Source organism: Dactylosporangium sp. NPDC000244 (assembly GCF_040300725.1).
Lineage (GTDB): Bacteria > Actinomycetota > Actinomycetes > Mycobacteriales > Micromonosporaceae > Dactylosporangium.
The window spans coordinates 20,760-46,542 of the sequence record NZ_JBEPEH010000051.1 but is presented as its reverse complement, the minus strand read 5'-3'; the positions used below and the strand labels follow the sequence as shown (position 1 = coordinate 46,542).

Annotated in this window: 20 protein-coding genes; 7 read left to right on the top strand and 13 right to left on the bottom strand. The window is 74.2% G+C overall.

What is annotated here, in order from left to right:
- Window positions 1-24 precede the first annotated feature (24 nt).
- On the bottom strand, window positions 25-705 hold the full coding sequence (locus ABT369_RS49395; RefSeq protein ID WP_350624125.1) for a response regulator: 681 nt from the start codon (window positions 703-705) through the stop codon (window positions 25-27).
- A 28-nt stretch (window positions 706-733) separates the two neighbouring features.
- On the opposite strand from ABT369_RS49395, the gene ABT369_RS49390 reads away from it, so the two are divergent.
- The 3 genes from ABT369_RS49390 to ABT369_RS49375 all read left to right on the top strand — a co-directional run bounded on the left by ABT369_RS49390 (window position 734) and on the right by ABT369_RS49375 (window position 5,214).
- On the top strand, window positions 734-2,344 hold the full coding sequence (locus tag ABT369_RS49390) for an amidohydrolase (protein ID WP_350624123.1): 1,611 nt from the start codon (window positions 734-736) through the stop codon (window positions 2,342-2,344).
- A gap of 71 nt (window positions 2,345-2,415) precedes the next feature.
- Entirely contained in the window at window positions 2,416-2,832 is a 417-nt protein-coding gene (locus ABT369_RS49385; RefSeq protein WP_350624121.1) for a cellulose binding domain-containing protein, read from the top strand.
- A 306-nt stretch (window positions 2,833-3,138) separates the two neighbouring features.
- A complete protein-coding gene (locus ABT369_RS49375; protein ID WP_350624119.1) occupies window positions 3,139-5,214 on the top strand; it encodes an ATP-binding protein in 2,076 nt (691 codons plus the stop codon).
- Between the two features lie 4 nt (window positions 5,215-5,218).
- Here the strand turns inward: ABT369_RS49375 and ABT369_RS49370 are convergent, their stop codons facing one another.
- Window positions 5,219-5,362 (bottom strand): hypothetical protein, encoded by a 144-nt coding sequence (locus ABT369_RS49370; RefSeq protein WP_350624117.1) that lies wholly within the window; start codon window positions 5,360-5,362, stop codon window positions 5,219-5,221.
- A 195-nt stretch (window positions 5,363-5,557) separates the two neighbouring features.
- Here ABT369_RS49370 and ABT369_RS49365 point away from each other — a divergent pair, with 195 nt between their 5' ends.
- Entirely contained in the window at window positions 5,558-8,155 is a 2,598-nt protein-coding gene (locus tag ABT369_RS49365; RefSeq protein WP_350624115.1) for an ATP-binding protein, read from the top strand.
- A 4-nt stretch (window positions 8,156-8,159) separates the two neighbouring features.
- On the opposite strand, the gene ABT369_RS49360 is transcribed toward ABT369_RS49365, so the two are convergent.
- The 3 genes from ABT369_RS49360 to ABT369_RS49350 all read right to left on the bottom strand — a co-directional run bounded on the left by ABT369_RS49360 (window position 8,160) and on the right by ABT369_RS49350 (window position 11,346).
- Complete coding sequence (locus ABT369_RS49360) at window positions 8,160-8,486, bottom strand: Rieske (2Fe-2S) protein (RefSeq protein WP_350624113.1); 327 nt, start codon at window positions 8,484-8,486, stop codon at window positions 8,160-8,162.
- Window positions 8,483-10,915, bottom strand: coding sequence for a nitrite reductase large subunit NirB (gene nirB / locus ABT369_RS49355; RefSeq protein WP_350624111.1), 2,433 nt, complete (start codon window positions 10,913-10,915; stop codon window positions 8,483-8,485). Before nirB ends, ABT369_RS49360 begins: the two co-directional genes overlap by 4 nt.
- 80 nt (window positions 10,916-10,995) lie before the next feature.
- The gene (locus ABT369_RS49350; RefSeq protein ID WP_350624109.1) at window positions 10,996-11,346 is read right to left on the bottom strand and encodes a molybdopterin oxidoreductase; all 351 of its coding nucleotides are present in this window, start codon (window positions 11,344-11,346) and stop codon (window positions 10,996-10,998) included.
- Between the two features lie 111 nt (window positions 11,347-11,457).
- Here ABT369_RS49350 and asnB point away from each other — a divergent pair, with 111 nt between their 5' ends.
- Window positions 11,458-13,224, top strand: a complete 1,767-nt coding sequence (gene asnB / locus ABT369_RS49345; RefSeq protein WP_350624107.1) for an asparagine synthase (glutamine-hydrolyzing) — start codon at window positions 11,458-11,460, stop codon at window positions 13,222-13,224.
- A gap of 214 nt (window positions 13,225-13,438) precedes the next feature.
- On the top strand, window positions 13,439-18,340 hold the full coding sequence (locus ABT369_RS49340; protein ID WP_350624105.1) for a WD40 domain-containing protein: 4,902 nt from the start codon (window positions 13,439-13,441) through the stop codon (window positions 18,338-18,340).
- 6 nt (window positions 18,341-18,346) lie between these two features.
- On the opposite strand, the gene ABT369_RS49335 is transcribed toward ABT369_RS49340, so the two are convergent.
- Together ABT369_RS49335 and ABT369_RS49330 are read right to left on the bottom strand one after the other, a co-directional pair.
- Window positions 18,347-19,114, bottom strand: coding sequence for a hypothetical protein (locus ABT369_RS49335; RefSeq protein WP_350624103.1), 768 nt, complete (start codon window positions 19,112-19,114; stop codon window positions 18,347-18,349).
- 89 nt (window positions 19,115-19,203) lie between these two features.
- Window positions 19,204-19,908, bottom strand: a complete 705-nt coding sequence (locus tag ABT369_RS49330) for a GNAT family N-acetyltransferase (RefSeq protein ID WP_350624101.1) — start codon at window positions 19,906-19,908, stop codon at window positions 19,204-19,206.
- 64 nt (window positions 19,909-19,972) lie between these two features.
- Between ABT369_RS49330 and ABT369_RS49325 the strand changes: the two genes are divergently transcribed.
- Window positions 19,973-20,629, top strand: a complete 657-nt coding sequence (locus tag ABT369_RS49325) for a flavodoxin family protein (RefSeq protein ID WP_350624099.1) — start codon at window positions 19,973-19,975, stop codon at window positions 20,627-20,629.
- Here the strand turns inward: ABT369_RS49325 and ABT369_RS49320 are convergent.
- Genes ABT369_RS49320 through ABT369_RS49295 form a run of 6 tightly spaced genes read right to left on the bottom strand, consistent with a single transcriptional unit; the run spans window position 20,572 to window position 25,670 of the window.
- Window positions 20,572-21,108: a hypothetical protein gene (locus tag ABT369_RS49320; RefSeq protein ID WP_350624097.1), complete on the bottom strand. Its 537-nt coding sequence runs from the start codon at window positions 21,106-21,108 to the stop codon at window positions 20,572-20,574. The two genes, ABT369_RS49325 and ABT369_RS49320, sit on opposite strands and share 58 nt — an antisense overlap.
- Complete coding sequence (locus ABT369_RS49315; RefSeq protein ID WP_350624095.1) at window positions 21,098-21,490, bottom strand: carboxymuconolactone decarboxylase family protein; 393 nt, start codon at window positions 21,488-21,490, stop codon at window positions 21,098-21,100. The genes ABT369_RS49320 and ABT369_RS49315 overlap by 11 nt, the downstream gene beginning before the upstream one ends.
- 3 nt (window positions 21,491-21,493) lie before the next feature.
- Entirely contained in the window at window positions 21,494-22,702 is a 1,209-nt protein-coding gene (locus tag ABT369_RS49310; protein WP_350624093.1) for an MFS transporter, read from the bottom strand.
- Window positions 22,703-22,709: 7 nt separating this feature from the next.
- Window positions 22,710-23,222: an aromatic-ring-hydroxylating dioxygenase subunit beta gene (locus tag ABT369_RS49305; RefSeq protein WP_350624091.1), complete on the bottom strand. Its 513-nt coding sequence runs from the start codon at window positions 23,220-23,222 to the stop codon at window positions 22,710-22,712.
- Window positions 23,219-24,508 (bottom strand): aromatic ring-hydroxylating oxygenase subunit alpha, encoded by a 1,290-nt coding sequence (locus ABT369_RS49300; RefSeq protein ID WP_350624089.1) that lies wholly within the window; start codon window positions 24,506-24,508, stop codon window positions 23,219-23,221. Before ABT369_RS49300 ends, ABT369_RS49305 begins: the two co-directional genes overlap by 4 nt.
- Window positions 24,480-25,670, bottom strand: coding sequence for a glycosyltransferase (locus tag ABT369_RS49295; protein WP_350624087.1), 1,191 nt, complete (start codon window positions 25,668-25,670; stop codon window positions 24,480-24,482). Before ABT369_RS49295 ends, ABT369_RS49300 begins: the two co-directional genes overlap by 29 nt.
- Window positions 25,671-25,783: the final 113 nt, after the last annotated feature.

Here is a 25,783-nt window from a genome sequence, read left to right as displayed (position 1 = left end):
GCCCCGGCGAATCCGGCTGGCGATTTACCCCCGGAGTCCGTCGCGCGACGGACCCGGCCTCACCACGCCGTGCTCGTAGGCGAAGACGACCGCGGCGGTGCGGTCCCGGAGCTGCAGCTTCGTCAGGACCCGGCTCACGTGCGTCTTCACGGTGGCCTCGCCCAGGTGCAGGCGCGCGGCGATCTCGGCGTTCGTGGCGCCCCCGGCCAGCTCGACCAGCACCTCGCGCTCGCGCGGCGTCAGCTCCTCCAGCCGCGCGTCGGCGCCGCCCGCGGGCCGCCGTCCGGGCCGCGCGAACGCCGCGATGACCCGCCGCGTCAGCTCCGGCGCGAGCAGCGCGTCCCCGCGCGCGACGATCCGCACCGCGTCGATGAGCGCCTCGGGCGTGCCGTTCTTGAGCAGGAACCCGCTGGCCCCGGCCTCGAGCGCGGCGAAGAGATAGTCGTCACGGTCGAACGTGGTGAGCATGAGCACGGCCGGCGCCGGCCCGGCCGCGGTGATCTCCCGGGTCGCGGCGAGCCCGTCGACGCCGGGCATCTCGACGTCCATGAGCAGCACGTCGGCGGGGGTGCTTTGGGCCAGCTCGACGGCCTGCCGGCCGTCGGCCGCCTCCCCGACCACGCTCAGGTCGTCCTCCGTCTCGAGGATGACCCGAAACCCCGTGCGGACGAGCTGGTGGTCGTCGGCGAGCAGCACCCGAATCATGCCCGCGACCTTAGTATCCTCTCGCCTCATGGGTGCGATGGTGTTCACGGGCGGGCCGATCTGGACCGGCGACGGCTCCCGGCCGCAGGCGCTGGCCACTGCTGGTGACCGCATCATCGCCGTCGGCGATCTTGCGGACGTGCGCGCGGCGGTGCCGGGGGCGCACGAGCTCGTCGACCTCGCGGGCCGCCTGCTCATCCCCGGCCTGCACGACGCCCACGTGCACCCGGTGCAGGGCGCCCTCGAGCGGCTGCGCTGTGACCTGTCCCACCTGCACGACCGGGCGGGCTACCTGGACGCCGTGGCCGCGTACGCCGCGGCGCACCCCGGCCGCGCGTGGATCACCGGCGGCGGCTGGTCGATGTCCGCGTTCCCGGGCGGGCTGCCGATCCGCGAGGACCTCGACGCCGTCGTGGCCGACCGCCCCGTGTTCCTGCCCAACCGCGACCACCACTCCGCGTGGGTCAACTCGGCCGCCCTGCGCGCGGCGGGCATCGACGCGTCCACCCCGGACCCGCGCAGCGGGCGGATCGAGCGCTCGGCCGACGGCTCCCCGTCCGGCGTCCTGCACGAGGCCGCGATGGACCTCGTGACCCCGCTGCTGCCGCCGGACACCGCGGCCGACTACGACCACGCGCTCATGGAGGCGCAGCGGTACCTCTTCTCGCTCGGCGTCACCGGCTGGCAGGACGCGATCGTGGGCTCGTACGCGGGCTCCCGCGACCAGTTCGGCACCTACGTGTCCGCGGCCGAGTCGGGCCGGCTGCGCGCGCGGGTCGCCGGGGCGCTGTGGTGGGACCGCGACCGCGGCCTCGACCAGCTCGAGGACTTCCGCGCCCGGCGCCGGCTCGAGGGCCGGTTCGTCACCCGCACCGTGAAGATCATGCAGGACGGCGTGGCCGAGAACTTCACCGCCGCGATGCTCGAACCCTATGTCGGCAAGGATTTCTGCGGTACGTCCAATGTGGACCCGAGCCGCCTGTCGTCCTATGTGGACGCGCTGGACGCCGCGGGGTTCGCGGTGCACTTCCACGCCATCGGCGACCGGGCCGTCCGCGAGTGCCTCGACGCGGTGGCGGCGAGCGGCAACACCCAGCGCCACCACATCGCCCACCTGCACGTGGTGGACCCGGCGGACGTGCCCCGCTTCGCGGCGCTGGACGTGACCGCGAACATCCAGTCCCTGTGGGCCACGCACCACGAGCAGAACGACACCCTCTGCGCGCCGTTCTTCGGGCCGGGGCGGGTCGGGCACCAGTACCCGTTCGGGGACATCGCGCGGGCGGGCGGCCGGTTGGCGGCGGGGAGCGACTGGCCCGTGTCCACGCCCGACCCGTGGCCGGCCATGCACGTGGCGGTACACCGGACGGAACCTCCGGGCTCGGCGGAGTCCGCGTGGCCGATGGCGCAGACGCCGATGCTGCCGGAGCAGGCCCTGACGCTGGAGCAGGCGCTGCGGGCCTACACCGCCGGCTCGGCGTACGTGAGCCACCTGGACGAGCGGATCGGCACCCTGGAGCCGGGCAAGGCCGCGGACCTGGTCGTGCTGGACCGCGACCCGTTCGCGCCGGGCACCACCCTGCACGACACCCGGGCCGACCTGGTCTTCGTGGACGGCTCGCCGGTCCACGAGCGCTGAGGCGTCCGATCCTGTCCGGCCGTGTCCGAGATCGCGGGCGCGGCGGCGCGGTCATCGTCCACGATGCCGCCATGACCAGACATCGCCTCGCCCGGGGCCTCGCGTGCGTGCTGGCGTCCGCCGCCGTGCTCGCCGCCGCCCCGGGCCCCGCGTCCGCCGACCCCACGCCCGCCCCGTCCTGCCAGGTCCAGCTGATCGCGTTCCCGCCCGGCTTCGAGGCCGTGATGACCGTCAAGAACACCACCGCGGCCCCGCTCACCGGCTGGCGGCTCGCCTTCCGGGTGGACCCCGCGGTGACGATCTACAGCGGCTTCGGCGGCACCATCGCCCGCGACGGCGCCTCCGCGACCGTCACGCCCGCCCCGTGGTTCACGACCCTCCAGCCCGGCGTCCAGGCGAACATCGGCTTCGGCGGCTCGGCTGTACCTTTCACGCCACCCACCGCCTTCACGCTCAACGGGGTGCCCTGCGCCCCCTCCGGCTGGTAGCCCGCCCGTCCCCACGCCGGGTACCGTCCCGGCATCGGTCCCCACGCCGCTCCGGCCGCCGGCATCGCAACGCTCGCCGACCTGGGCCGGGCCCTCCGCGACCTGCGCCGCCGGCACGCCCGGGCCGGCGGCGCCGGCGAGCTGACCTACCGCGAGCTGGCCGCCGCGACGGGCTGGTCCCGCGGCGTCATCGGCGGCTACCTCTCCGGCCAGGTCCTGCCGCCGACGGACCGCTTCGACGCGCTCGTCCGGCTGCTCGGCGCGACCCCGGCCGAGCAGGGCGCCCTGGCCACGGCCCGGGACCGGGTGGCCGACGCCCGCCGCCGGGCGCCGGTGCGGCCCGGCGTACCGCGGCAGCTCCCCCTCGACTGCGCCGGCTTCACCGGCCGCGAGGCCCCGCTCGCGGCGCTCTCCGACGCCGGCGGCAGCGTCGCGCTCATCGTGGGCACCGCCGGGGTGGGCAAGACCGCGCTGGCGGTGCACTGGGCCCACCGGTCGGCCGGCCGCTTCCCCGACGGCCAGCTCCACGCCGACCTGCGCGGCTACGACCCGGGCCGGCCGCTCCCGGCCGCCGACGCCCTGGCCGGCTTCCTGCGCGCCCTGGGCGTCGACGGCCCCGGCATCCCCCGCGACGAGGCCGAACGCGCCGCGCTCTACCGCACCCTGATCGCGGGGCGCCGCCTGCTCGTGCTGCTCGACAACGCGGCCGGAGCCGACCACGTGCGCCCCCTGCTCCCCGGCACCGGGTCGTGCCTGACGCTCGTCACGAGCCGCGACGACCTGACGGGCCTGGTGGTCCGCGAGGGCGCCCGCCGCATCCGCCTGGACCCGCTCGCCGCCCCCGAGGCGACCCGTCTCCTGCGGACCCTGCTGGGCGCGCGGGTCGACGCCGAGGTCGAGGCCGCCCACGCCCTCGCCCGCCGGTGCGCGGGCCTGCCGCTGGCGCTGCGCATCGCCGCCGAGTTCGCCTCCGCCCACCCCGGCCTGGGCCTGGACGAGGTGGTCGCCGACCTGGACCGCCTGGACACCGGCGACGCCCGCAGCGCCGTGCGGACCGTGTTCTCGTGGTCGTACCGCCACCTGACCGCGCCCGCCCGCCGCCTCTTCGCGCTGCTGGGCCTGCACCCCGGCCCGTCCCTGAGCACCGCCGCCGTGGCCGCCCTGGCCCCGGACGCGCCCATCGCCGAACTGGTCCGAGCCCACCTGGTCACGAGGGTCGGCGCCGACCGCTACGGCATGCACGACCTGCTGCGCGCGTACGCCGCCGAGTCCGCCCGGGTCGCCCTCTCCCCCGACGAACGCCGCTCCGCGCTGACCCGGCTGCTGGACCACCACGTCGTCGAGGCCCGGGCCGCCGCCGCGACGCTGTTCCCGCACGACCTTCCCGAAGTCCCGCCCATGCCCGGCGGCGCGGGCACCGCCCGGCGGGCCCTGGACCAGGAGCGGGCCGGCCTCGTCGCCCTCGCCGGGCACGCCGGCGCCGAGCACGCCATCGCCCTGTCCGAGGCCCTGTGGCGCTATTTCGAGGTCGGCGGCCACGCCCGGGACGCCCTGGCCGTGCACGGCGCCGCCGCGCGGGCGGCCCTGCGCACGGCCCCGGCGGGCGCGCCGGAGCGGATCGCCCGGGTCCTGACCAACCTGGGCGGCACGTTCTGGTGGCTCGGCGAATACGCGAGGGCCCGCACCTGGTACGAGCACGCGCTGGCCTGGCACGACCGCGGAACCGACGTCATCGGACGGGCCCGCACCCGGGCCCGGCTGGGGCTGGCCCACGAGCGGCTGGGCGAGTACCCGCAGGCCCGGGCGTGCCTGATCGGCGCCCTGGCCGGGTACCGCGCCGCCACCGACCCCCACGGCGAGGCCTCGCAGCTGCTCAACCTGGGCGGCCTGCACCGCCGCCTGGCCCGCTACGGGCTCGCGCGCCGCCACCTGCGCCGGGCCACGGCCCTCTTCGCCGCGCTCGGCGACGTCCGGCTGGAGGGCTACGCCCTGGGCAACCTCGGCGTGGTGGAGAGCCTGGCCGGCCGGCACGAGGAGGCCCTGCATCACCTGCGGCGCGCCCTGACGGCCTGCCGCGCGGCCCGGGACCGCGGCGGGGAGGGCAGCGCGCTGGCCGCCCTGGCCGCGGCCCAGCTGCGCCTGGAACGGGGGCCGGAGGCGCTGGACGCGTTCGAGCGGGCCCTGTCCATCGCCCGCGAGACGGGCGAGCGCAGCCTGCACATCGAGGCGCTCAACGGCCTCGGCGCGACGCTGCACGCCCTGGGCCGCCCCGCCGCCGCGGCCGCCCGCTACCGGGCCGCCCTGGATCTGGCCCGCCGGGCCGGCGACCCCGACGAGACCGCCCGCGCGCTGGCCGGCCTGGCCGGCCTCGGCGAGCGCTGAGGCGTCACATGCCGGTGCGGGTCCAGCGGCGGACGGTGTAGTGGATGCGCGCCTCGCCGGCGAGCGTGCGCGCGGCCACGCCCGCGAGGGAGCCGAGCAACCACACGCAGGGCACGAGCACCAGCCCGGCCGTTACCGACAACACCACGTCGACTCCTGTTCGCAAGCTTCTGGGCACCGACCATCGTCGCGCCGACGCGTGACCATACCGGGTGCCGGACGGTCGCCTCCAGGGTGCTATCGATCACTGCAAGATGGGCCAAGAAGCTGGTCGGCATCGTGCGCAAGCGGATCTGACCCGTCGGCGCGCCGACGGCCCCGGGCCGGACCGTACGATCGGCGGATGGAGCTGTGGGAGCGGTCCGCGGCCCTCGACCGGCTCGATGACCTGCTGCGCCGGGCCGGCGACGGCGGGCGGGTCGCGGTCGTGTCCGGCGAGGCCGGGCTCGGCAAGTCCGCCGTCGTCGCCGAGTTCGCCCGGCGCTGCGGCAGCCGCGCCCGAATCCTGTGGGGCGCGTGCGACCGGCTGGTCACGCCGCGCGTCCTCGGGCCGCTGCGGGACATCGGCCGGCAGACCGGCGGCGCCCTCGCCGCCCGGCTGGACGCGGGCGCGGCCCCGGGCGAGGTGTTCGCCGCGTTCCTCGACGAGCTGTCGGGGCCGCGGCAGCGGGCGCGGCCGGTCGTCGTGGTCGAGGACGCGCACTGGGCCGACGAGGCGACGCTGGACTGGCTGATGTTCCTCGGCCGGCGCGTCGACCGGGTCGCGGCGTTGCTCGTGCTGACGTACCGCGACGACGAGCTCGGCCCGGAGCACCCGCTGCGCGGCGCGCTCGCCTCCCTGCCGAGCCGGGCCGTCGACCGGATCGCGCTCGCCCCGCTGTCGCCGGAGACGGTCGCCGAGCAGGCCCGCCGCGCCGGGCGCGATCCGGTCGTGGTGCACCGGCTCACCGGGGGCAATCCGCTGCTCGTCACGGAGTTGCTCAAGACCGGGGCGGCCGAGGTGCCGGCGGCGGTACAGGATCTGATTCTGGATCGGATGCGGGCACTGCCCGCGGCCGCCCGGGAGCTGGCGCAGCTGGTGTCGGTCGTCCCGACCCGCGCCGACGGGGCGCTCGTCGCGAACGCGCCCGACCAGGTCGACGAGGCGATCGCGGGCGGGGTGCTGGTGCCCTCCGGCGACGGCGTGGCGTTCCGGCACGAGCTGCTGCGCGGCGCCGTCGAGGACGCGCTGTCGCCGGCGCGGCGGGCGGCGCTGCATCGGCGGGTGCTCGAGGTGCTGGCCGGGGTGGCGGGCGTCGACCCGGGCCGGCTGGTGCACCACGCCGTCAACGCGGGCGACAGCGGGGCGGTGCTGCGGTACGGCCGGATCGCCGGGGCCGGCGCCGGGCGGCAGGGCGCGCACCGCGAGGCCGTCGCGCACTACCGGGCCGCCGTCGAGCACGCCGCGCGGCTCGCCCCGCCCGAGCGGGCCGCGCTGCTGGAGGAGTACGCCGGGCAGGCCTACCTCGCCGGGCCGCACGACGAGGGCCTGCGCGCCCTCCACGCCGCGCTCGCCCTGCGCGAGACGCTGGAGCAGCCGGACCGGGTCGGCGAGAACCTGCGCTGGATCTCCCGGCTGGCCTGGTGGACCGGCGACGCGCGGCTGGCCCGGCGGGCGGCCGGCCGGGCGGTGACCGTGGCCGCCGAGCTGGGCGGGGAGCGGCAGCTCGCCGCGGCATACGGGAACCTGGCGCAGCTGTCCTGCCTGACGTACGAGCTCGACAAGGCCGTCGCCTGGGGCGAGCGCGCCCGCGCCGTCGCCGAGCGGCTGGGCGACGTCGACACCGCGCTGTCGGCCACGATCAGCGTCGAGACGGCCCGGCTCGCCCTGGGCGCCCCCGGCGCGCGGCAGGCCCTGGAGACCGCGCACCGCACCGCCGCCGATCACGGGCTGACCGAGCACGCCTCCCGCGCGCTGGGCAACATCGCCGGCATCCTCGCCGACGAGCTGGCGCAGTACACCGACGCGGTGGCGGCCACCGAGGCGGTCGACGCGTACGCGGCCACGCAGGACCTCGACGGCTGGGCCCTCTTCGGGCTGGGCGTCCGATGCCGGCTCCGGCTGGAGCGCGCCGAGTGGGACGACGCGCTCACCGACGCCGACGAGATCATCGCGCGCTGCGGCGGGGCCGGCATCAACGCCGTGCTGCCGCTGGCCGTGAAGGGCCGCATCCTGGCCGCCCGCGGGCACCCGGACGCGCCGGCGACGCTCGACGCCGGGCTGCGGGAGGCGCTGCGCGTCAACGCCGTGCAGTTCGTCGCGCCGGTCGCCGACGGCCGCTCGGAGTACTTCCTGTGGGCCGGCGACCCGCAGGCGGCCCAGCGGGAGGCGCTGCGCGGGCTGGAGCTCGCCGCGACCGTCGACGGCCAGCCCTTCGTCACCGGCCGGCTCGCCTACCGCTACCGGCGCGCCGGCGGGACCGGCCCGCTGCCGGAGAGCATCGCCCGCCCGTACCGCCTGATGATCGACGGCGAGTGGCGCGCGGCCGCCGACGAGTGGGCGAGCCGCGGCGCGACGTACCTGCGGGCCGAGGCCCTCGCCGCCGGGGACGAACCGGCCGCGCTGGAGGCGCTGCGCCTCTACGACGACCTCGGCGCCGCGAGGCCCGCCGACCTCCTGCGGGCCGAGCTGCGCCGGCGCGGCGTCGCCCGGGTGCCGCGCGGCCCGCGCCGGGCGACCGCCGCACACGCCGCCGGCCTGACCCCGCGCCAGGCCGACGTCCTCGGCCTGCTCATCGAGGGCCTGACCAACGCCGAGATCGCCGCCCGGCTCACGCTGTCGGCGAAGACCGTCGACCACCACATCTCGGCGGTGCTGGCCAAGCTCGGGGTGACCAGCCGCGCCCAGGCCGTCGCGGTCGCACACCGCCGCAACCTGGGCGGCGCCGGGCGCCTCCCCTGACCCGCTACCGTCCGCCGCCGGCGGGGATGTCGATGACCACCTGTCCCTGCGCGTCGACGGTCGCCGGGTAGACGGTCAGGTTCGGCTGGCCCGTGGTCGAGCACCCCGTCGCCAGGTCGAACGCGTGCTGGTGCAGGGGGCACACCACCTGCCGCAGGTCGGTCAGGCCGTCGGCCAGCGGGCCGCCCCGGTGCGGGCAGATCGCGGACACGGCCCGCACCGAGCCGCCGCGCAGATGGAAGACCGCGACCAGCGCGCCGTCCACGTCGTAGGCGCGGCCCTCGCCCGGCGGGATCGACGTCAGCGGGCCGAGCACCGTCCGCACGATCACGGCCGCCTCACCGACTCGAACTGGCCGGGCGTGGCCGTCGCGTGGCGTTCGAGCCACGGGTCGCGGTAGGCCGCGACCGAGTCGGCGATGGCGGCGTCGAGGCGCTCGGCCCAGCCGAAGGCGTCGTCGACGATCGCGAGGCGGAGGTGGTCGATGCCGAGCCGCGGGACCCACGCGTACGTGCGCTCCAGCCAGTTCGCGCTCTCCCGGTAGTACTGGATGAAGCGCCCGGTCAAGGTGAGCACCTCGGCGGGGGTGGACACCGTGGCGAGCAGGTCGCCCTTGCGCACGTGCGCGCCGGCCGCGCCGCCGACGTAGATCTCCCAGCGGCCGCCCTCGATGGCGACCACGCCGAGGTCCTTGACGTAGGCCTCTGCGCAGTTGCGCGGGCAGCCGGTCACCGCGAGCTTCAGCTTGCCCGGGCCCTCGATGCCCTGGTACCGCTCCTCGATCGCGATGCCGAGGGCCGTGGAGTCGCCGAGGCCGAAGCGGCAGAACTCGGCGCCGACACAGGTCTTCACGGTGCGGAAGGATTTGCCGTACGCCCACCCCGACGGCATCCCGAGGTCCTCCCACATCGCCGGGAGGTCCTCCTTGCGCACCCCCAGCAGGTCGATGCGCTGCCCGCCGGTGAGCTTCACCATCGGCACCTCGTACTTCTCCGCGACCTCGGCGATGCGCCGCAGCTGGGCGGGGGTGGTGACGCCGCCCTTGAGCTGCGGCACGACCGAGAAGGTGCCGTCGCGCTGGATGTTGGCGTGCACGCGGTCGTTGATGAACCGCGCGTCGCGCTCGTCGACGTAGTCCGCGCCCCACATCATGCGCAGCAGCGAGGCGAGCCCCATCTTGCTCTTCGCGTCCTCGGCCCCGCCGGGCGCGAGCGCCGCGAACACGGCCGACACCGACCGCAGCCCCTGCGCACGGATCGCCGCCATCAGCGATGCCTTGTCCATCGGTACGCCCGGCACGTACCACGACGCCGAAGGATCCTCGTCCGCCGCGCCGCCCGCGGCCCACTCGACGATCTGGGCCACCCGCGTCTTGCACGAGCCGCAGCCCTTGCCGGCGCGGGTGGCCTCCATCGCGGCGCCGACCGACCGGGCGCCCGACGAGACGGCGTCGCCCAGCGCGCGCTTGGTGACCCCGTTGCAGTTGCACACCTGCAGGTCGTCCGGGAGCCCGGCCACGTCGTCCGGGGCCGAGCCGAGGTCGAACAGCAGCTCGGCGCGTTCGGGCGGCAGGGGGAGGCCCTCGTGGTACGCCTGCGTCAGGGAGGCCGCCTTGCGCACGTCGCCGACGAGGGTCGCGCCCACGAGCCGGCCGTCGCGGATCACGACGCTGCGGTAGACACCGCGGCGCGGCTCGGCGAACACCACCGTCTCGTCGTCGTCGCGCTCGCCCTCGCGCAGGCCCATCGAGGCCACGTCGACGCCGGCCACCTTGAGCCGGGTGGCGGTGCGGGTGCCGTGGTACTCGGCGGCCGGGTCGGCCCCGGTGATCTGGTCGGCGAGGACGCGGGCCTGCTCCCACAGCGGCGCCACGAGGCCGTAGGTCTCGCCGCGGTGCTGAACGCACTCGCCGACGGCGTAGATGTCGGGCTCGTCGAGGGCGCGCATCCGGTCGTCGACGACGATCCCGCGCTCGACCACGAGCCCGCTCGCGGCGGCGAGGTCCGCGTTGGGCCGGATGCCGGCCGCGACCACCACGACGTCGCAGGGGATGTCCCGCCCGTCGCCCAGCCGGACGCCGGTGACCGCGTCGCGGCCGAGGATCTCGGTGGTGCGGGCGCCGGTGACGACCTCGATGCCGAGCGCCTCGACGCTGCGGCGCAGGATCGCCCCGCCCTGCGCGTCGAGCTGGGCGTGCATGAGGTGGCCGCCGGAGTGCACGAGCGTCACGTGCGGCAGGTGCGCCTGCAGGCCGCGGGCCGCCTCAAGGCCGAGCAGCCCGCCGCCGATGACGACCGCGCGCTCGTGCTGCCGCGCGTAGCGGATCATCCCGCGGGTGTCGTCCAGCGTGCGGAACGCGAAGACGCCCTGGTGGTAGCCGCGGCTCGGGTGCCGGATGCCGGGGATCGCGGGCACGTGGGCGCTGCTGCCGGTGGCGATGACCAGCTTGTCGTACGCCCGCTCGGTCCCGTCCTCGGCGAGTACCACGCGGGCGAAGCGGTCGATGCGGGTCACGCGGACGCCGGTGCGCAGCTCGATGCCGTGCTCGCGGTACCACTCCAGGTCGTTGAGGAAGATCCCGGCCTCGTCCTCGGCGCCGCTGAGCACGTTGGACAGCAGGATGCGGTTGTAGTTGCCGTAGGGCTCGGCCCCGAACATCGTGATGTCGAACAGCTCCGCGCCGCCGCGCCGGAGGATCTCCTCGACGGTGCGCGCGCCGGCCATCCCGTTGCCGACCACCACCAGCCGCTGTTTGCTCATGCGACCTCCGCTTCGCTCCGGTCGCACGAGCTCGGGGCTGTGCTCATGATGAGCGGCTCCTCCGCTTCGCTCCGGACCGCTCATGACACCTCCACCAGCCCGAGGTCCACGACGACGGTCGCGCAGACGCCGGCGGGCGCGGCGGCGTGCAGCTCGATGCCGGAGCCGGGCTCGAGGTCCTCCACGACCCGCAGGGCCACGTGGGTGTCCGCCTTCGCGCCGACCGGGAAGTACCGCATCGGGTGCCCGTCCCGCATGAGCACGAGGCACACGAGCTCGGCGGCGGCGTTGCCGGCGCGCAGGTACACCGGCTGCGTGACGGCCCCGTCCGGCACCACGTAGGTGAGTGCCGCGTCGAGCGGCGACGGCGCGTCCAGACCCTTGCCCTCGAAGGTGTAGACGCCTTGCAGGAAGCGGGGAGTGCTGCGCATGCCGCCCATGCTCGCCACCCGGTGTTGCCGGGCCGTCGCCCGCTTGTTACCGCACCCTGCCCGGTCTGCTCACAACGGCGGATCCGCCTCCGAGAGGGCCGCGGATGTGCTGTGCTGAGGGAGTGCGGAATCGTCGGCTGGGTCGGCTTCGACCATGACGTTCGCGCACACCGGCCGACGCTGCGCGCCATGACGGCCACCATGGCGCTGCGCGGGCCGGACGGCGAAGGGGTGTGGCTCGGGCGGCATGCCGGGCTCGGGCACCGGCGGCTGTCGGTGCTCGACCCCGGAACCGGGGCGCAGCCGATGCTGGCCGTGCGCGACGGGCGGGTGCTGGCGGCGGTGACGTACAGCGGGTTCGTGCACAGCCTCGGCGGCCCGCGCACCGACACCGAGGAGGTGCTGCGCGCCTACCTGCGCTGGGGCGAGGACTTCGCCGGGCACCTCGAGGGCATGTTCGCGCTCGCGGTGTGGGACGAGCGGCGCGAGTGCCTGCTGCTGGTCCGCGACCGGCTCGGGATCAAGCCGCTGTACTACCAGCCCGTCCCCGGCGGCGTGCTGTTCGCGTCGGAGCCCAAGGGCATCGCCGCGCACCCGCTGGGCCGGCTAAGGGTCGGGCTCGACGGGCTGCGCGAGCTGCTCGCGAGCGTCCGGACGCCCGGGCATGCGGTGTACGCCGACCTGCGCGAGGTCCGCCCCGGCGAGCTCGTGCGGGTCGACCGCGACGGGGTGCGCGCGCGGCGGTACTGGCGCCTGGGCGCGGCCGCGCACACCGACGGACCCGAGTCCACTGTGGATACCGTGCGGGGGTTGGTGGAGCGGGCGGTACACGCGAATCTGCGCACGGCCGTCCCGCTGTGCGCGCTGCTGTCCGGCGGCCTCGACTCCACCGTGGTCGCCGGCCTGGCCGCGCGGGAGCTGGGCTCGCTGCGCACGGTCGCGGCCGAGGTGCCCGGCTCCACCGACGGCCCGCACGCCCGTGCGGCCGCCGAGGCGCTCGGCGCCCGCCACGAGTCGGTGGTCCTGGACGCGGCGGCGATCGCCGACCCGCTCCCCCGGGCCGAGGCGCTCGCCGCCCTGGAGTTCCCGACCGGCCTCGGCGATTTTCACACGTCCTTGTACCTGCTGTTCCGCGCCGTCGCCGAGCATTCGACGGTGGCCCTGTCCGGCGAGGGCGCGGACGAGCTGTTCGGCGGCTACCCGTGGTGCCACGACGAGCGGGCGCGCGACGCCGGCACGTTCCCGTGGCTCGTCCCGCCCTACCTGGTCCGCGCCGACCCCGACGGCCCGCCGGCGGACGTGCTCGATCCCGGCCTGAGCACCGCGCTGGACCTCGTCGAGTATCGCGACGCCGCCTACCGGGACGCACTGTCCGAAGTGGACCACGTGGACGACGAGCCGCGGCCGGACCGGCGCATGCGGGAGGTGCGCCACCTCCAGCTGACCCGGCTCCTGCCGATCCTGCTGGACCGCACCGACCGGATGAGCGCCGCGTGCGGGGTCGAGGTCCGCGTGCCGTTCTGCGACCACCGGCTGGTCGAGTACGTGCACAACGTCCCGTGGTCGCTGCACACCGCCGACGGCCACGAGAAGAGCCTCCTGCGCGCGGCCCTGCCCGCATTGGCGCCGCAACGCCGCAAGAGCCCCTACCCGGCGGTGGCGGATCCGGCGTACGAGCTGGCCCTGCGCGCCCAGCTCATGCATGCCCTCGAGGACTCGTCCAGCCCGGTGCTGCCGCTGCTCGACCGCACGCGCGCCTGGCACCTGGTCGTGGCGCCCATCGCCCCGCCCGGCCACGACGCGGGCCGCCGAGCCCTGGAGCTCGTCCTCGGCCTGGACCTCTGGCTGCGCCGCCTTCCGGTGACCCTCTCCCTCTGAGCGCCGCGCGTCGTCGCCCGGGCCCGGTCCCGCCTCACGGCACCCGATACGGAATCGATGATTTTCGGTGGAATCGACCCCGTCCCATCGGCCGACCCGAGGGGTCCGTTTGCGCGCTGTGCCCGCAAAGTCGCGTGCGGTATCACTGAGGAGGGGCGACTAGGGCGGGAGGTCCTTGGTGACGCCGACGGGACCAGAGTGGTCGATTGCCCGCGTGCTGGGCAAGAACGGCCCGGTGGGGCTGGCGTTTCCGGTCGACGACGTCCATCTCGTCACCTGCGCACACGTGATCAACGCGGTGCTGAACCGTCCGGCCCGGGAGCCCGGGAAGCCGGACTCCGCCGACGTGGTCGTCACGTTCCCGTTCGCCGACGAGGACGGCGCCCCGGCGCAGCGGATCGCCAAGGTCGTCGGCTGGCTGCCGGGCAACGGCACCTTCGACCTCTTCGACCTCGCGCTGATCGAGGTCGTCGGGGGCCTGCCGGCCGGTGTCGCCCCGCTGCCTCTCGCGGCGGCCAGCACCGCCGGGCCCGTGCGCATGTGGGGGCCCACGCCCGGGCGCGCGAACGAGGGGCACGTCGGCGGCCAGATCATGGGCAGCACCGACCGGAGCCGCCTGCAGGTCGACCAGCCGACGGCCGGCACGTTCCGGGTCGGCCGCGGCTTCAGCGGCGGCCCCGCGTGGGACCCGGGGACCGGGCAGGTGGTCGGCGTCGTCCAGGCGGCCGGGGCCGAGGACACCGCCAACGACGTGTACATGATCAGCGCCGATGTCGTGCGCGGCCTCGTGGAGCACTGCATCGACCGGCCGGTGGCGGCCGGCCCGGCGGCCGCCGCGCCGTACATGGTCCGCCCGCGAAGCGGGCACGTGGTCGAGCGGATCGAGCTGCTCAACAGCGTGATCGACCTGCTGGAGCAGCAGGGGCCGGGCACCGTCGGCCTGACCACGGCGCTGCAGGGCGCGGGCGGGTTCGGCAAGACGACGACGGCCGAGGAGGTGTGCCGGTCATCGGCCGCGCAGCGGATGTTCCCGGGCGGCATTCTGTGGATCACCATCGGCGAGAGCGCCACCGGCGTCGAGCTCTCCGCGAAGATCAACGACCTCAGCGAGGCGCTGAGCGGCGTGCGGCCGGCGCTCACGGACCCGGAGCAGGCCGGCTTCCGGCTCGGGCAGCTGCTGGCCGACGAGCGCCGGCTCCTGGTGATCGACGACGTCTGGCAGGCCACCCAGCTCACGCCGTTCATGTTCGGCGGGCCCAACTGCTCGCGGCTCGTCACGACGAGGATCCACGCGGTCCTGCCGGACAACGCCCGCACCATCGTGGTCGACGCGATGCGCAACGCCGAGGCCCGCGAGATGCTGCAGGCCGGCGTCGGCAGCATTCCGCACCTGCTCCTCGACGACCTGCTCGCCGTGACCGGCCAGTGGCCCGTGCTGATGGGCCTGGTCAACGCCACCATCAGGAGCCTGATCCGCGGCGGCCGATCACCGGCCGAGGCCGCCGACGTGACCGCCCGGCGCATTCGCGACCGCGGCCCGACCTCGCTCGATCTCACGAACCCGCGCCGCCGGGCCGAGGCGGTCGCCGCGACGCTCGAGGTCAGCCTGTCCGGCCTGTCGTCGGAGTACCTCGACCGCTACCTCGAGCTGGCGGTCTTCCCGGAGGACGTCGACATCACGCGAGCCACGCTCGTGTCGTTCTGGAAGGCGACCGGCGGCCTGGCCGACTTCGACGTCGATCTCGTCTCGGCCCGGCTCGTCGACCTCTCGCTCGCGCTGCCCGGCCGCGAGGACCGATCCGCGCTGCGGCTGCACGACGTGATCCGGACCTACCTGCGCCAGCGCGCCGGTGCGCGGCTCACGCAGATGAACCGGTTGCTGCTGGAGGGCGCCTGGAGCGAGATCCCGGCCGATCCGGTCACGGGCGAGACCGGGTGGTGGCTGATTCCGGCCGCGAACCGCTACCTGTGGGATCAGCTCATCTACCACATGCGTGAGGCCGCACTGCCGCAGCTCGCCGTGTCGGTGCTGTGCGACCTGCGGTACGTGATGGCCAAGCTCGACCACCGGGGCCCGGTGGCGCTCGAGTCGGACCTCACCGACTCCGGCGACCGGACGGTGGAGACCATGCGCCTGTGCGTGAGCCGCAACACGCACCTGCTCGTCGACGTCGAGCCGCGCAGCGCCCTCGTGTCGACGCTGCTGAGCCGGATGGCCGTGTACTCGGACCTGCGCAGCTTCGTCGCGGCCTACCAGGAGGACCGGGTCGAGCCGCTGACCCTGCCGAGCTGGCCCCTGCCGGACGAGCCCCATCCCGCCCTCGCGCGCACGATCCAGATCCAGGCCGACGTCGTCTCGCGGTGCTTCGCGGACCCGAGCCTGGCCTGGTTCGGGGTGCTCGCCTCGGACTCCGTGGTGCGGCTCTTCGACATGTCCACCGGCCAGCTCATCCACGCCCTCGTCGGGCACGACGCCGCCGTGCTCGACGTGGCGGCCAGCTTCGACGGCGCGCTGCTGGTGACGGCGAGCGCCGACGGCACGGCGAAGCTCTGGTCGACGCGGACCGGCGAGGCCCTGTGGACGGCCACGCAGAACGGCGTCGTCCCGTGCTGCGCCATCGCGCCCAACGGGCGCTGGTGCGTGACCGGCACCGACGACGGCGACGTCATCGTCCGCGACGCCGGCACCGGCATGCCGATGCAGCAGCTGAGCGCCTCGTTCCGGCGCATCACGAGCGTCGCCATCGCCCCGGACATGAGCTGGATCGTCACGGCCGCGGACTCGCGGGCGCGCATCTGGGACGTCGCGACCGGCGAGTGCCTCGCGACGCTGACCGACCACGAGGACGAGGTGTACCTCGCCGTCGTCTCCTCCGACGGGCGCTGGCTGGCCACGGCCTGCGCGGACGGCCGGGTCCGGCTGTGGGACGCGGAGACCTGGGAGCTGCGGCACGTCTTCAACGTGTTCCCGGCGACCTCCCGGTTCAGCGCGACGGTGGGGCGGCGCGGCGCGACGCTGGCGATCGCCAACGACTGTTCCTGGCTGCTGACCGGATCGTCCGAGGGGACGGTCAGCATGTGGGACCTGACCGGCGGCACCGGCAAGGAGATCGCGACGCACCACGTCAGCACCATCAACACCTGCGCGATCAGCCCGGACGACACGTGGTTCCTCACCGCCGACGCCAACGGGCTGATCCAGATCACCGACGTGGAGACCGGCCACGCCGAGGAGCTGCTGCGCGGGCACCGCGCCGCGGTGAGCAGCTGCGTGATCACGGCCGACGGCGGTTCGGTGATCAGCGTCGGCGAGGACCGTTCGGCGCGCGTGTGGAAGGTCAAGTCGAGCCGCTCCCACGTCGTGCTCGCCAGCCACACCCGCGGCGTGCTCAGCTGCGGCTTCTCGCCGTCGGGCACGACGCTGGTGTCGTCCGACAGCATGGGTACCGTCGCCGTGTGGGACCTGGGCACCATGCGCCGGACCAGGACGCTCACCAACGCCGGCGAGCGCGCCTCCTGCTGCCGCGTCTCCCCGTCCGGCGCGCTCGTCGTCGCCGCGTTCGACAGCGGGGCCGTGCGGGTGTGGTCCGCCGAGACCTCGGAGCCGGTGCTCCAGTTGAACGTCAAGCATCACGGCGCCGTCACCTGCGCGGTGTCGGCGGACGACACGCTCCTCGCGATCGGCTGCGCCGACGGTGTCACGCTCGTCTACACCCTTCCCGGCGGCCGGCTGCGCCACACGCTGAAGGGCCACGACGCCATCGTCAACGACTGCGCGTTCTCCCCCGACGCGAGCCTGCTGGTGACGGCCTCGAGCGACGGGACGGCGCGGATCTGGAGCGTCGAGCGCGGCAAGCGGATGCACGTGCTGAGCCATCACCAGGGTTGGGTGAGCTCGTGCGCGATCTCCGCCACCGGGCGGTGGCTGTTCACCGCCGGCGCCGACCACAAGGTGCGGTGCTACGACCTGAAGACGGGCGAGTACCAGCGCACGTATACCGGGCCGATCGGCCGGATCAACTCGTGTGACGTCAGCGTCGACATGCGGCTGTGCGCGGTCGGCGACGACGGCACGATGGTCGTGTGGAACGCCCGGACCGGCGTCATCATGCGGGCCCTGGAGGCGCACAGCGTCGCGGCGTACGCCTGCCGGTTCAGCCCCGACGGGCTGCAGGTGGCGACCGCGAGCCAGGACCACACGGTCCGGATCTGGGATGTCAGCAACGTGGGCGCGGGCGAGCACTCGCTCGGTCACGTCGGCGCCATCCGGGACTGCGCCAGCGGACCGGACGGCGCCTGGCTCGTCACGGCCGGCTCGGACCGGACGCTGCGAATGTGGAACACCGAGACCGCCGAGCAGCTGATCAACCGCGAGTCCGGGCCGAGCGCCCTGCACTCGTGCGCGGTGTCGGCGGACGGCTCGGTCGTGCTCAGCGGCGGCGAGGACCGCAAGGGGCGGCTGTGGCAGGCCCGCGGGCTGCGGTTCGCCTCCGGGCTGGCCGGTCACAGCAGCCGCGTCACCGCGGCGGCGGTGAGCGCCGACGGCCGGTTCGCGGCCACCGGGAGCGCCGATCACACGACCATCCTCTGGCGCGTCTCGGACCGCTCGCAGGTGCGCCGCCTGTTCGGGCACCGGGGTCCGATCAACGCGTGCGTCTTCACCGCCAGCGGCCGGTGGATCGCCACCGTCAGCGGTGACCGGACCGCGCGCATCTGGGACCCGAAGACGGGCGAGGAGCGGCACGTGCTGACCGGGCACGGGGCATCCGTGCTCGACTGCGCCGTCAGCCCCGGCGGAACGCTGCTGCTGACCAGCAGCGCCGACGGCACGGTGCTGGTCTGGGAGACGACGACGTTCACGCCCCTGGTCCAGCTGGTCGGTCACCTCGGCCCGGTCACGGGCTGCGACATCAGCGTGGACGGCCGCTGGGCGCTGACGTGCAGCGCCGACAGCACCATCCGCATCTGGGACGTGTTCACCGGCGAGTGCGTGAGCGGGCTGCGGGTCGAGCAGCCGCTGAGCGCCTGTTGCTGGCTCGACACCGAGCCGTATCCGCAGTTGTGCGCCGTGGGCGGAGCCGACCTCTACGTCTGCCGGTTCCGCCCCGCGGCGTGAGCGCGATCAGCAGCCCGGCAGGGTCCCGGCGCAGCGCTTGGCCGCCGCCGGGGCCAGGCTCCCGGCCAGGCCCGAGGAGTCGGTGCCGATGCTGGTGTCGTTGAGCCAGATCACGTAGTCGCCGCGGCGGGCGGCCACGATGTCGGCGGTCACCGAGATGCCGATGTCCGTGCTGCCGGTCATGCGCAGGCCCACCGACTCATCGCCGAGGCCGGCCGGGGGCTGGGTCGCGGCGAGGGTGAACTTCACGCTGATGCCGGCGAGTTGCTGCTCGAAGCTCTTGCAGCCCTCGACCGTGCTCGCCAGCGCCTTGACGGCCTCGGTGGCCTGGCCGGCCGGGAAGCGGACGACGGCGTGGGTGAGGTACGGGCCCATCGCGCCCTTCGCGTACGTCACCGCGGCCGACACGGTCTCGTCGGTCGTCATCGGCTCCAGGGCGGGGCAGCCGGGGAAGCTGCCGCCGCCGATGCTCACCTTGCCGTTGTGGCTGCTCGCCACGGCCACGGGGGTGAACCCGCCGCCGGGGATGTCGGCGTCGGTGAGCAGCGCCGCGCGCAGGTCGTCGGCCGCGTTCGAGGTGTCGGCCGAAGCGCCGGGCGATGCGCCGGTGCCCGGGGCGCTGGGCGCCACCATCACGGGCTCGGCCGAGGACGCCGCGGCCAGGCGGGCCATGCCGGTCAGGCGCACCGCCGTCTCCGCGCTCGCGTGCTCGGAACAGCCGGTCAGGGCCAGGGCGCCGAGGAGCAGCAGCGCCGCCCCCTTCGTGCGATTCACCGCTCGTCTCCCTCCGATCGGGGGCCTGTCAAGCCCGACCTTACGGAACCGGCGAATGCGATGTGTCCGAAATTTCGGATTTGCGCGCCTTATGAGGGAATCCGGTAGCCGTGGAACCGGACGGGCCTGCGCACCACGAAGCCGAGCCGCTCGTAGACCCGGATCGCGCCGGCGTTCGCGGCGACGACGTGCAGGAACACCCGCTCGCCCCGCCCGGCGATCCGGTCGGCGGCCGCCCGCACCAGGCGCGCGGCGAGCCCCTGACCGCGGGCCTCCTCGGCGGTGCACACGCTGCTGATCTCGGTCCAGCCGGGCGGTCGCAGCCGCTCACCGGCCATCGCCACCAGCTCGCCCCGCGAGCGCACGCCGTAGAAGGCGCCCAGCTCGATGGTCCGCGGCCAGAAGGGCCCGGGACGGGTCCGGGCCGCGAGCGCCAGCATGTCCGGCACGTCGGCCGGTCCCAGCTCCACGACGCCGGGGTCCGGCCCCGGTGCGACCCGGTCGAGGATCATCTGGAAGCCGTCCAGCTCGAACACGGGCTCCCAGCCGCCGGGCGGCGTGACGGAGGCGCTGAAGAGGTCGGCGAACCCGCCGGGGCCGAGCAGCCGCGCCAGGTCCTCCCAGTCGGCTGCGCTCGGCTCGGACGGCACGGAAACGAAGGTGGCGACGCCGTCCGCGTAGGTCGCGGCCCGGCCCAGGCGACGGGCGAGGTGCGCGTGCGGGCCGCGCAGCGACTCCCCGACCGGGTCGTCGAGAACCGCGATTGCGTTGTGTTCGATACCGCGACGATACACGTATCGGCGGTGCTCGATTGCCGGTAGGTTGAGGCGCACCGAGCGGACATGGAAGGCCATTCGCGTGAAGATCGTTGCGTTGTCCTGCACCCAGAAGCGTCTCCCGTCGCTGACCGACGCGCTGCTCGAGGCGGCGATCACCGGCGTCGTCCGGGAGGTCGGCGACGCGGAGATCCAGCGGATTCGGTTGATCGACCACCGCATCGCGATGTGCGAGGGCGAGGACACCTGCCTCGATCCCGAGGTGGGCCGGTGCACGATCGACGACGACTTCGAGCACGTGGTCGGTCTGGCCGAGGGCGCGCAGGCGATGCTGCTCGCCATGCCGGTGTACGCGGGGAACGTCCCCGCGGTGCTGAAGATCTTCCAGGAGCGCCTGAAGAGCTTCATGAACGCCGGGCAGCGCCCGTTCGGCAACCTGCTGGTGGGGACGATCGTGCATTCGCGCACCATGCTGACCGAGCCCGCGCTGGGATCGCTGTTCCCGTGGTACCTGCGCCTGCGGAACAAGAACGTGGCGTCGGCGTGCTTCACCCAGCACGAGCACCAGGACCTGACCCGCACCGCGGCGCACGATCTGTGTGTGGCCGTCGGCCGGCAACTCGGCATGACGCTCGACGGCAGCCGGTCGCCGGCCACCGTCCGCACGGCGCTGCCGCTGGTTCAGTCGCCGGCTCGTCCGAGATGCGGCGACCCGGCCCCGTCCGCCCCAGGATCGTGAGGGGATTCCGCGCGCCAGGTGCACCCGTCGCCCGCCTGCTCGCAGGACACCGTGACCTCCGGCTCCACGTAGCGGGCGGCGATGGCGGTGTTGAGCTCCTGGCAGTACGGGCACGGTGAGGTGAACGTCAGCACGACGCCGGCGCGGGCGGCCCGTTTGCGGTACCGGAGGATCCCGCAGTCGGCGTTGCGCAGGACGGCGCCCGAGGGCCGGGGCTCGCTGGTCACCGCCGAGTCGTACAGCAACAGCTGATGCCGCAGCCGGGTCATGAAGTGATCCGTGGCGGACACCCCGGCGGGCCGTTGCGCCGCCAGCAGCTCCGCGGTGATGCGGGAGTTCGCCTGGATCCACGCGGCCAGGCCTTCTTCGCCGTGCTCGCCCAGGATGAACTCCTCCGCGGCCGCCTGGGCCTCGAAGAACCGCTGGCGCCACAGGTCGACCTTCTCGGCCGGGTCGAGGGGCGACGGCTCACCGGTCATGGTCCGCGTCCGTCCCGGCGGCGCGGTCGAGCTCGGCGAAGACCTCCTGGGCGACGCGCAGCCCGTTGTTGGCGACCGGCCAGCCACCGTAGTAGGCGAGCTGGATGATGACCTCGACGATCTTCTCCCGCGACATCCCGAGGTGCAGGGCGGCGCCGATGTGGCCGCGCAGCTCCCAGTCCGTCCGCGCCAGCGCGACCGCGCTCAGCGCGACCAGCTCGCGCTCCTCGACGCTCAGGTGCGGGCGGGTCCAGATCTCGCCGAACAGGTGGTCGACGGTGATCCGCAGGAACTCCGGGTAGGAGCCCGGGCGGGGTTCGCGGCCGAAGACCTGCTGGAACATGGCCTCCCCCCGCTCGTGCCGGGCAGACGGCTGCATCATCGATCAACTCCTTCGCGTTGGCCGAACAGTTGTCAACGTCCACGACGCCACGAAGGCGACGGCCAGCAGCGCGGCGCCGCTGCCGAAGGCGGCCGGAACACTCGTCCGCTCGGCGATGAGCCCGACGACGACCGGTCCGGCGACGGCGCCGACATCGGTACACATCGAGAAGACGGCGACCCCACTGCCGGCCCGGCCGGCGACGACGTCGCCGACCAGCGCGGCCGGTGCGGCGTTGAGCAGCGCCGATCCCGCCGCGTACACACTGAGCAGGACGACGAGCCAGGCGTAGCTGTCCACGAGCGCCAAGGCGGTGATCGCCGCCGCGGCCACACCGGTCCCGGCGATCATGGCGGGCCGGCGACCGGCCCGATCGACCATCCGGCCGGCCGGCATGATCAGCAGCGCCTGCACGACGGCGGATATCGTGAACGCCCACCCGACCCACGTCACGTCGTGCCGCCACGCCACGACCACGATGGGGACCAGCGCGCTGCGCAGCCCGAACAGGACCCATCCCTGCGCCAGCGCCGCGAGGCAGGCGACCAGGTAGCGCCGATCCCGCAGCAGGACCGGGAGCCGGGCCACGTCACGGCCGGGCTCCGCACCCGCGGCCCGGCCGGTGCGGAGCACCGCCAGGGTCAGCACCGCGGCGGCCAGCAACAGCACGGCGTACACCACGAACGGCGCGGACAGGGTGATGAGCGCGAGGAGCCCGCCCAGTGCCGGTCCGCAGACCCCGCCGAGCAGGAAGCCCACTTCGAACACGGCGCTGGCCCGGCCCCGCTGGCCGGCCGGCGCGATCGCCAGGAGGGTCGCCAGCGCGGACACCGAGAACAGCACCGAGCCGACGCCGCCGAGGCTGCGGAACACGAGCAACTGCCAGTAGGAACCGGCGAACGCCGTCAGGGCCGAGGAGACGGCACAGAGCAGCAGGCCGGCGACCAGGACTCGCCGCTCCCCGAAACGCATGGCCAGCCGGCCGCAGAACGGGCTGGTGACCAGGCGCATCAACGCGAACAGGGCGACCAGCGCGCCGATCTGCGTGGGCCCGGCCCCGAACGTCGCGGCGTACACCGGGAGCACCGGGAGCACCAGGCCCAGGCCCAGCATGACGCAGCCACCGACGACGCTGAGGACGTAGACCTCACGAGGAAGACTCGGCTGGGGGGCGGCAACGGGTGAAACGCTGCCGGGGACGGCCGTCGTCACTGCGCGGTCACAGGATGATGCTGAGCTTTCCGTGCTCGTACAACGTTTCGTGGTCGAGCACCACGACCCGTCGCCGAACCCGGAACGACTCGCCGTCGACGACGAGCTCGAGCCGGCACTTCCCGACGTAGGCGTCGGAGCGCCCGTGCCCGAACCGGTACACGATGAAGTTCGCCGCCACGTCGAGGTGCGTGCCCCGATCGGTCAGGATCTCCACGTTGCTGATCATCCGATTCGTCCGCGACCGAGGGTTCTCGCACCACACCTCGCCGTTGAGGAGCTGCTCGATCCGCTGGCGGAGCCGGGCGGCGTCGTCGTCGATGAGCCCGAGCGCATCGGCCGTCTCGCCGCGCACGTCGGTGGCCGGCACCCAGTAGCGGATGTCGTCGGTCAGCATCTCGTCGTACCACTCCCGCAGCCGCCACTCGTCCAGCAGCCGCGCCTCACGGAACAGGAACTGGCTCACCCGGTGCCACAGCCGGACCCGGGCCGCCTCGTCGACCGTCAGCTCGATGGTCATCGTGCGCCCTCGAGGTGACCGTCGTCGCCGTGCATCAGCCGGTCCCACTGCCGCCAGAACTCGCGGGCGGGCAGCTCGTCGGTCGTCTCCGGGACCGCCTTGTCCATCCCGCGCGACAGGTCCGAGTAGCGGACCGTGCGGTTGCGATAGCCCCGCTGGCACGACTCGATGATCTCGATGTCGTCGGGGGTGGCGAAGCCGGCGGGGCCGAGGAACGTCAGGTAGTGGCTCTTGCGCAGCTCCCGGATGTCCGGATCCTCGTCCTTGGGGGCCAGGGCGACCGAGGTGATGGCCATCCGGTCGGCGCCCACCGGGTCGATCTTGCGGATGGTGATCGCGATCGCGTCGATGATCATCAGGTTGGGGAAGATCAGCAACGCGCGGTTGGTGCCGGTGATCCGCTCGGCGCGCTCGGGGCCGAACCGGTCGACGAACCGTGCGGCCGTCGCCTCGATCCGCGGCCGGACCTCGGTGCCGAACATCGGCGTCCAGTAGGCGAGCGGGCGGGCCGCCGCCGGCGGCAGCTCGTTGGCTCCATGACCCAGTCCGAGGGCGCGGCCGAAGCCGCCTCGTCGTCGTGGTGGCACCGACCCCAGCGACTCCATGTAGCCGACGTAGCGCTTGTGCAGGGCCCGGAAGTGGTAGATGTCGACGCTGTTCTCCATCATGAGCTTCCAGTTGGCCCGGGCCCCGTGCAGTTGCGCGCCCTGGATCACCTCCATCCCGGCCTCGGACTGGTCGTCGATCAGATCGAGGTACTCCGTCGCACCCGCCAGGTACTCGGTCAGGGTGCGCGGCTGCTCGGGATCGAAGGTGGCAAACACGAACCCGCGGTAGCTGTCACTGCGGTGCCGCGCCAGGCCGAAGTCCGCCTTCCGGAAGCCCGGCCCGTAGCCGTCCGGGATCGGGACCCCGACCAGGTCGCCCTGGTTGGAGAACGTCCAGTCGTGATACGGGCACCGGAACGACCTGGCCTGCCCGGCCGGCTGCGAGCAGATCATCGCCCCGCGGTGCGGGCAGCTGTTGGCGAACACCCGGATCACCCCGTCGGACCCGCGCGCCATGACCACCGGGCGCCCGCCGACGTCGCGGGCCACGTAGGAACCCGGTGCGGGCACCTCCGACTCGTGCCCGACGTACAACCAGCAGCGATCGAAGATCCTGGTCATCTCCCGTGCGGCAAGGTCGTCGTCGGTGTAGGCGCGGCGATCCACCCGGAACGAGAGGCGCTCGAGATCATCGACCACGATCGGGTCGTCAACCGGCCGTTGCAGCTCGATCGTCACTGCTTCCCTTTCGCTGGAGCGTCTCGACCGTGCCGATGACCAGCTCGGCCGTGCGCAGGGCGGAGTCGCCGCACTCCGGCTGCGCGGCCCGCAGCCGGGCCCGGTAGTCCCGGGCGGGATCGAGCAGATCGGTGACGGCGTCGGCGACCGCCTGCTCGGTGACGCCGGCCGGCTCCAACGCCGTGCCGAAGCCCGCGCTGCTCACGAAGTACGCCTGGACGGGCTGGTCGACCGCCAGCGGGATCACCAGCATCGGTGTCGCCGCGCGGATCGACTCCGCCACGGAGTTGTACCCGCCGTGGGTGACGAACACATCGGCCCGCTCGAGCACCTCACGCTGCGGCAGGTAGGGGGCGGTGAGCACTTCGCCGGGCAGCGCGAGCTCCTCGGCGAGATCTCCCACCGCCGCGATCACCTGCGCACCGGTCGCCGCCGCTCCGGTGATCACCGTGCGCAGCAGGTCCGGCCGCCGGTAGAAGATCGTGCCGAAGGAGACGTACACCAGCGGCCGGTCGGGGTCGATCCGATCCAGGCCCGCGAAGGCGACCTCGTCGCCGCGGGTCCCCGCCGCACCCGGCAACCCGACCAGCTGCACACCGTCGTCGGTGACCCCGTCGTCTCCGACGAGGGCGGGAATCGTCGGCATCATGTTGAGCATCGGCGAACGCGCCGAATGGGTCCGCGTCGACCACAGCACCCCGTGCCTGGTCAGGTAGTCGCCGACCTGCTCGTCGTACGCCCAGCGACCCCGTCGGTGCTCGCTCGGGCACACTCCGCCCAGGTTGGCCCAGATCATCCCGTACGGCACGCCGGAGGCCTGCACCCCGGCCATCGCCGACGCCGTGACCGGCAGCGAGTCGACGAGCACGAAGTCCGGCGCCGTCGCGCGGATGGCGTCGGCCGTCCGGCCCGCCACCGGCGAGGACTGGAGCATCGGGCCGATCTTCGCCGGGTCGCCGCTCCACGGCGCCATCTCGACCTGCCCGATCGCGTGGACCTCCGTCGCGCCCAGGGCCCGGCGGCGCTGCTCGTCGAGCGCGCCACCGTCCGCGGACAACAGCAGCAGCGCGACCTCACTGCCGGCGGCTCGCAGCGCGTTGACCACCGGAATGTACGGATTCAGGTGCCCATGCTGAGTCGTGGTGAGGAGCGCGACGCGCATCGGATCTCCGATTCATCGAGAGAAGACGGCCAGCAACGAGTCGAGACGCGGCGCACGAATGGGCGCAGCGCCCCGCACGACGGCTCTACGCATTCGTCAGCATCAAAGCGTGC

Bases quoted from the DNA above. Each gene is read 5' to 3' on its own strand.
- ABT369_RS49385 (WP_350624121.1), top strand. From the start codon at position 2,416: ATGACCAGACATCGCCTCGCCCGGGGCCTCGCGTGCGTGCTGGCGTCC.
- ABT369_RS49365 (WP_350624115.1), top strand. From the start codon at position 5,558: ATGGAGCTGTGGGAGCGGTCCGCGGCCCTCGACCGGCTCGATGACCTG.
- ABT369_RS49305 (WP_350624091.1), bottom strand. From the start codon at position 23,222: ATGACCATCGAGCTGACGGTCGACGAGGCGGCCCGGGTCCGGCTGTGG.
- ABT369_RS49295 (WP_350624087.1), bottom strand. From the start codon at position 25,670: ATGCGCGTCGCGCTCCTCACCACGACTCAGCATGGGCACCTGAATCCG.
- nirB (WP_350624111.1), bottom strand. From the start codon at position 10,915: ATGAGCAAACAGCGGCTGGTGGTGGTCGGCAACGGGATGGCCGGCGCG.
- ABT369_RS49315 (WP_350624095.1), bottom strand. From the start codon at position 21,490: ATGATGCAGCCGTCTGCCCGGCACGAGCGGGGGGAGGCCATGTTCCAG.
- ABT369_RS49390 (WP_350624123.1), top strand. From the start codon at position 734: ATGGGTGCGATGGTGTTCACGGGCGGGCCGATCTGGACCGGCGACGGC.
- ABT369_RS49320 (WP_350624097.1), bottom strand. From the start codon at position 21,108: ATGACCGGTGAGCCGTCGCCCCTCGACCCGGCCGAGAAGGTCGACCTG.
- ABT369_RS49395 (WP_350624125.1), bottom strand. From the start codon at position 705: ATGATTCGGGTGCTGCTCGCCGACGACCACCAGCTCGTCCGCACGGGG.
- ABT369_RS49350 (WP_350624109.1), bottom strand. From the start codon at position 11,346: ATGCGCAGCACTCCCCGCTTCCTGCAAGGCGTCTACACCTTCGAGGGC.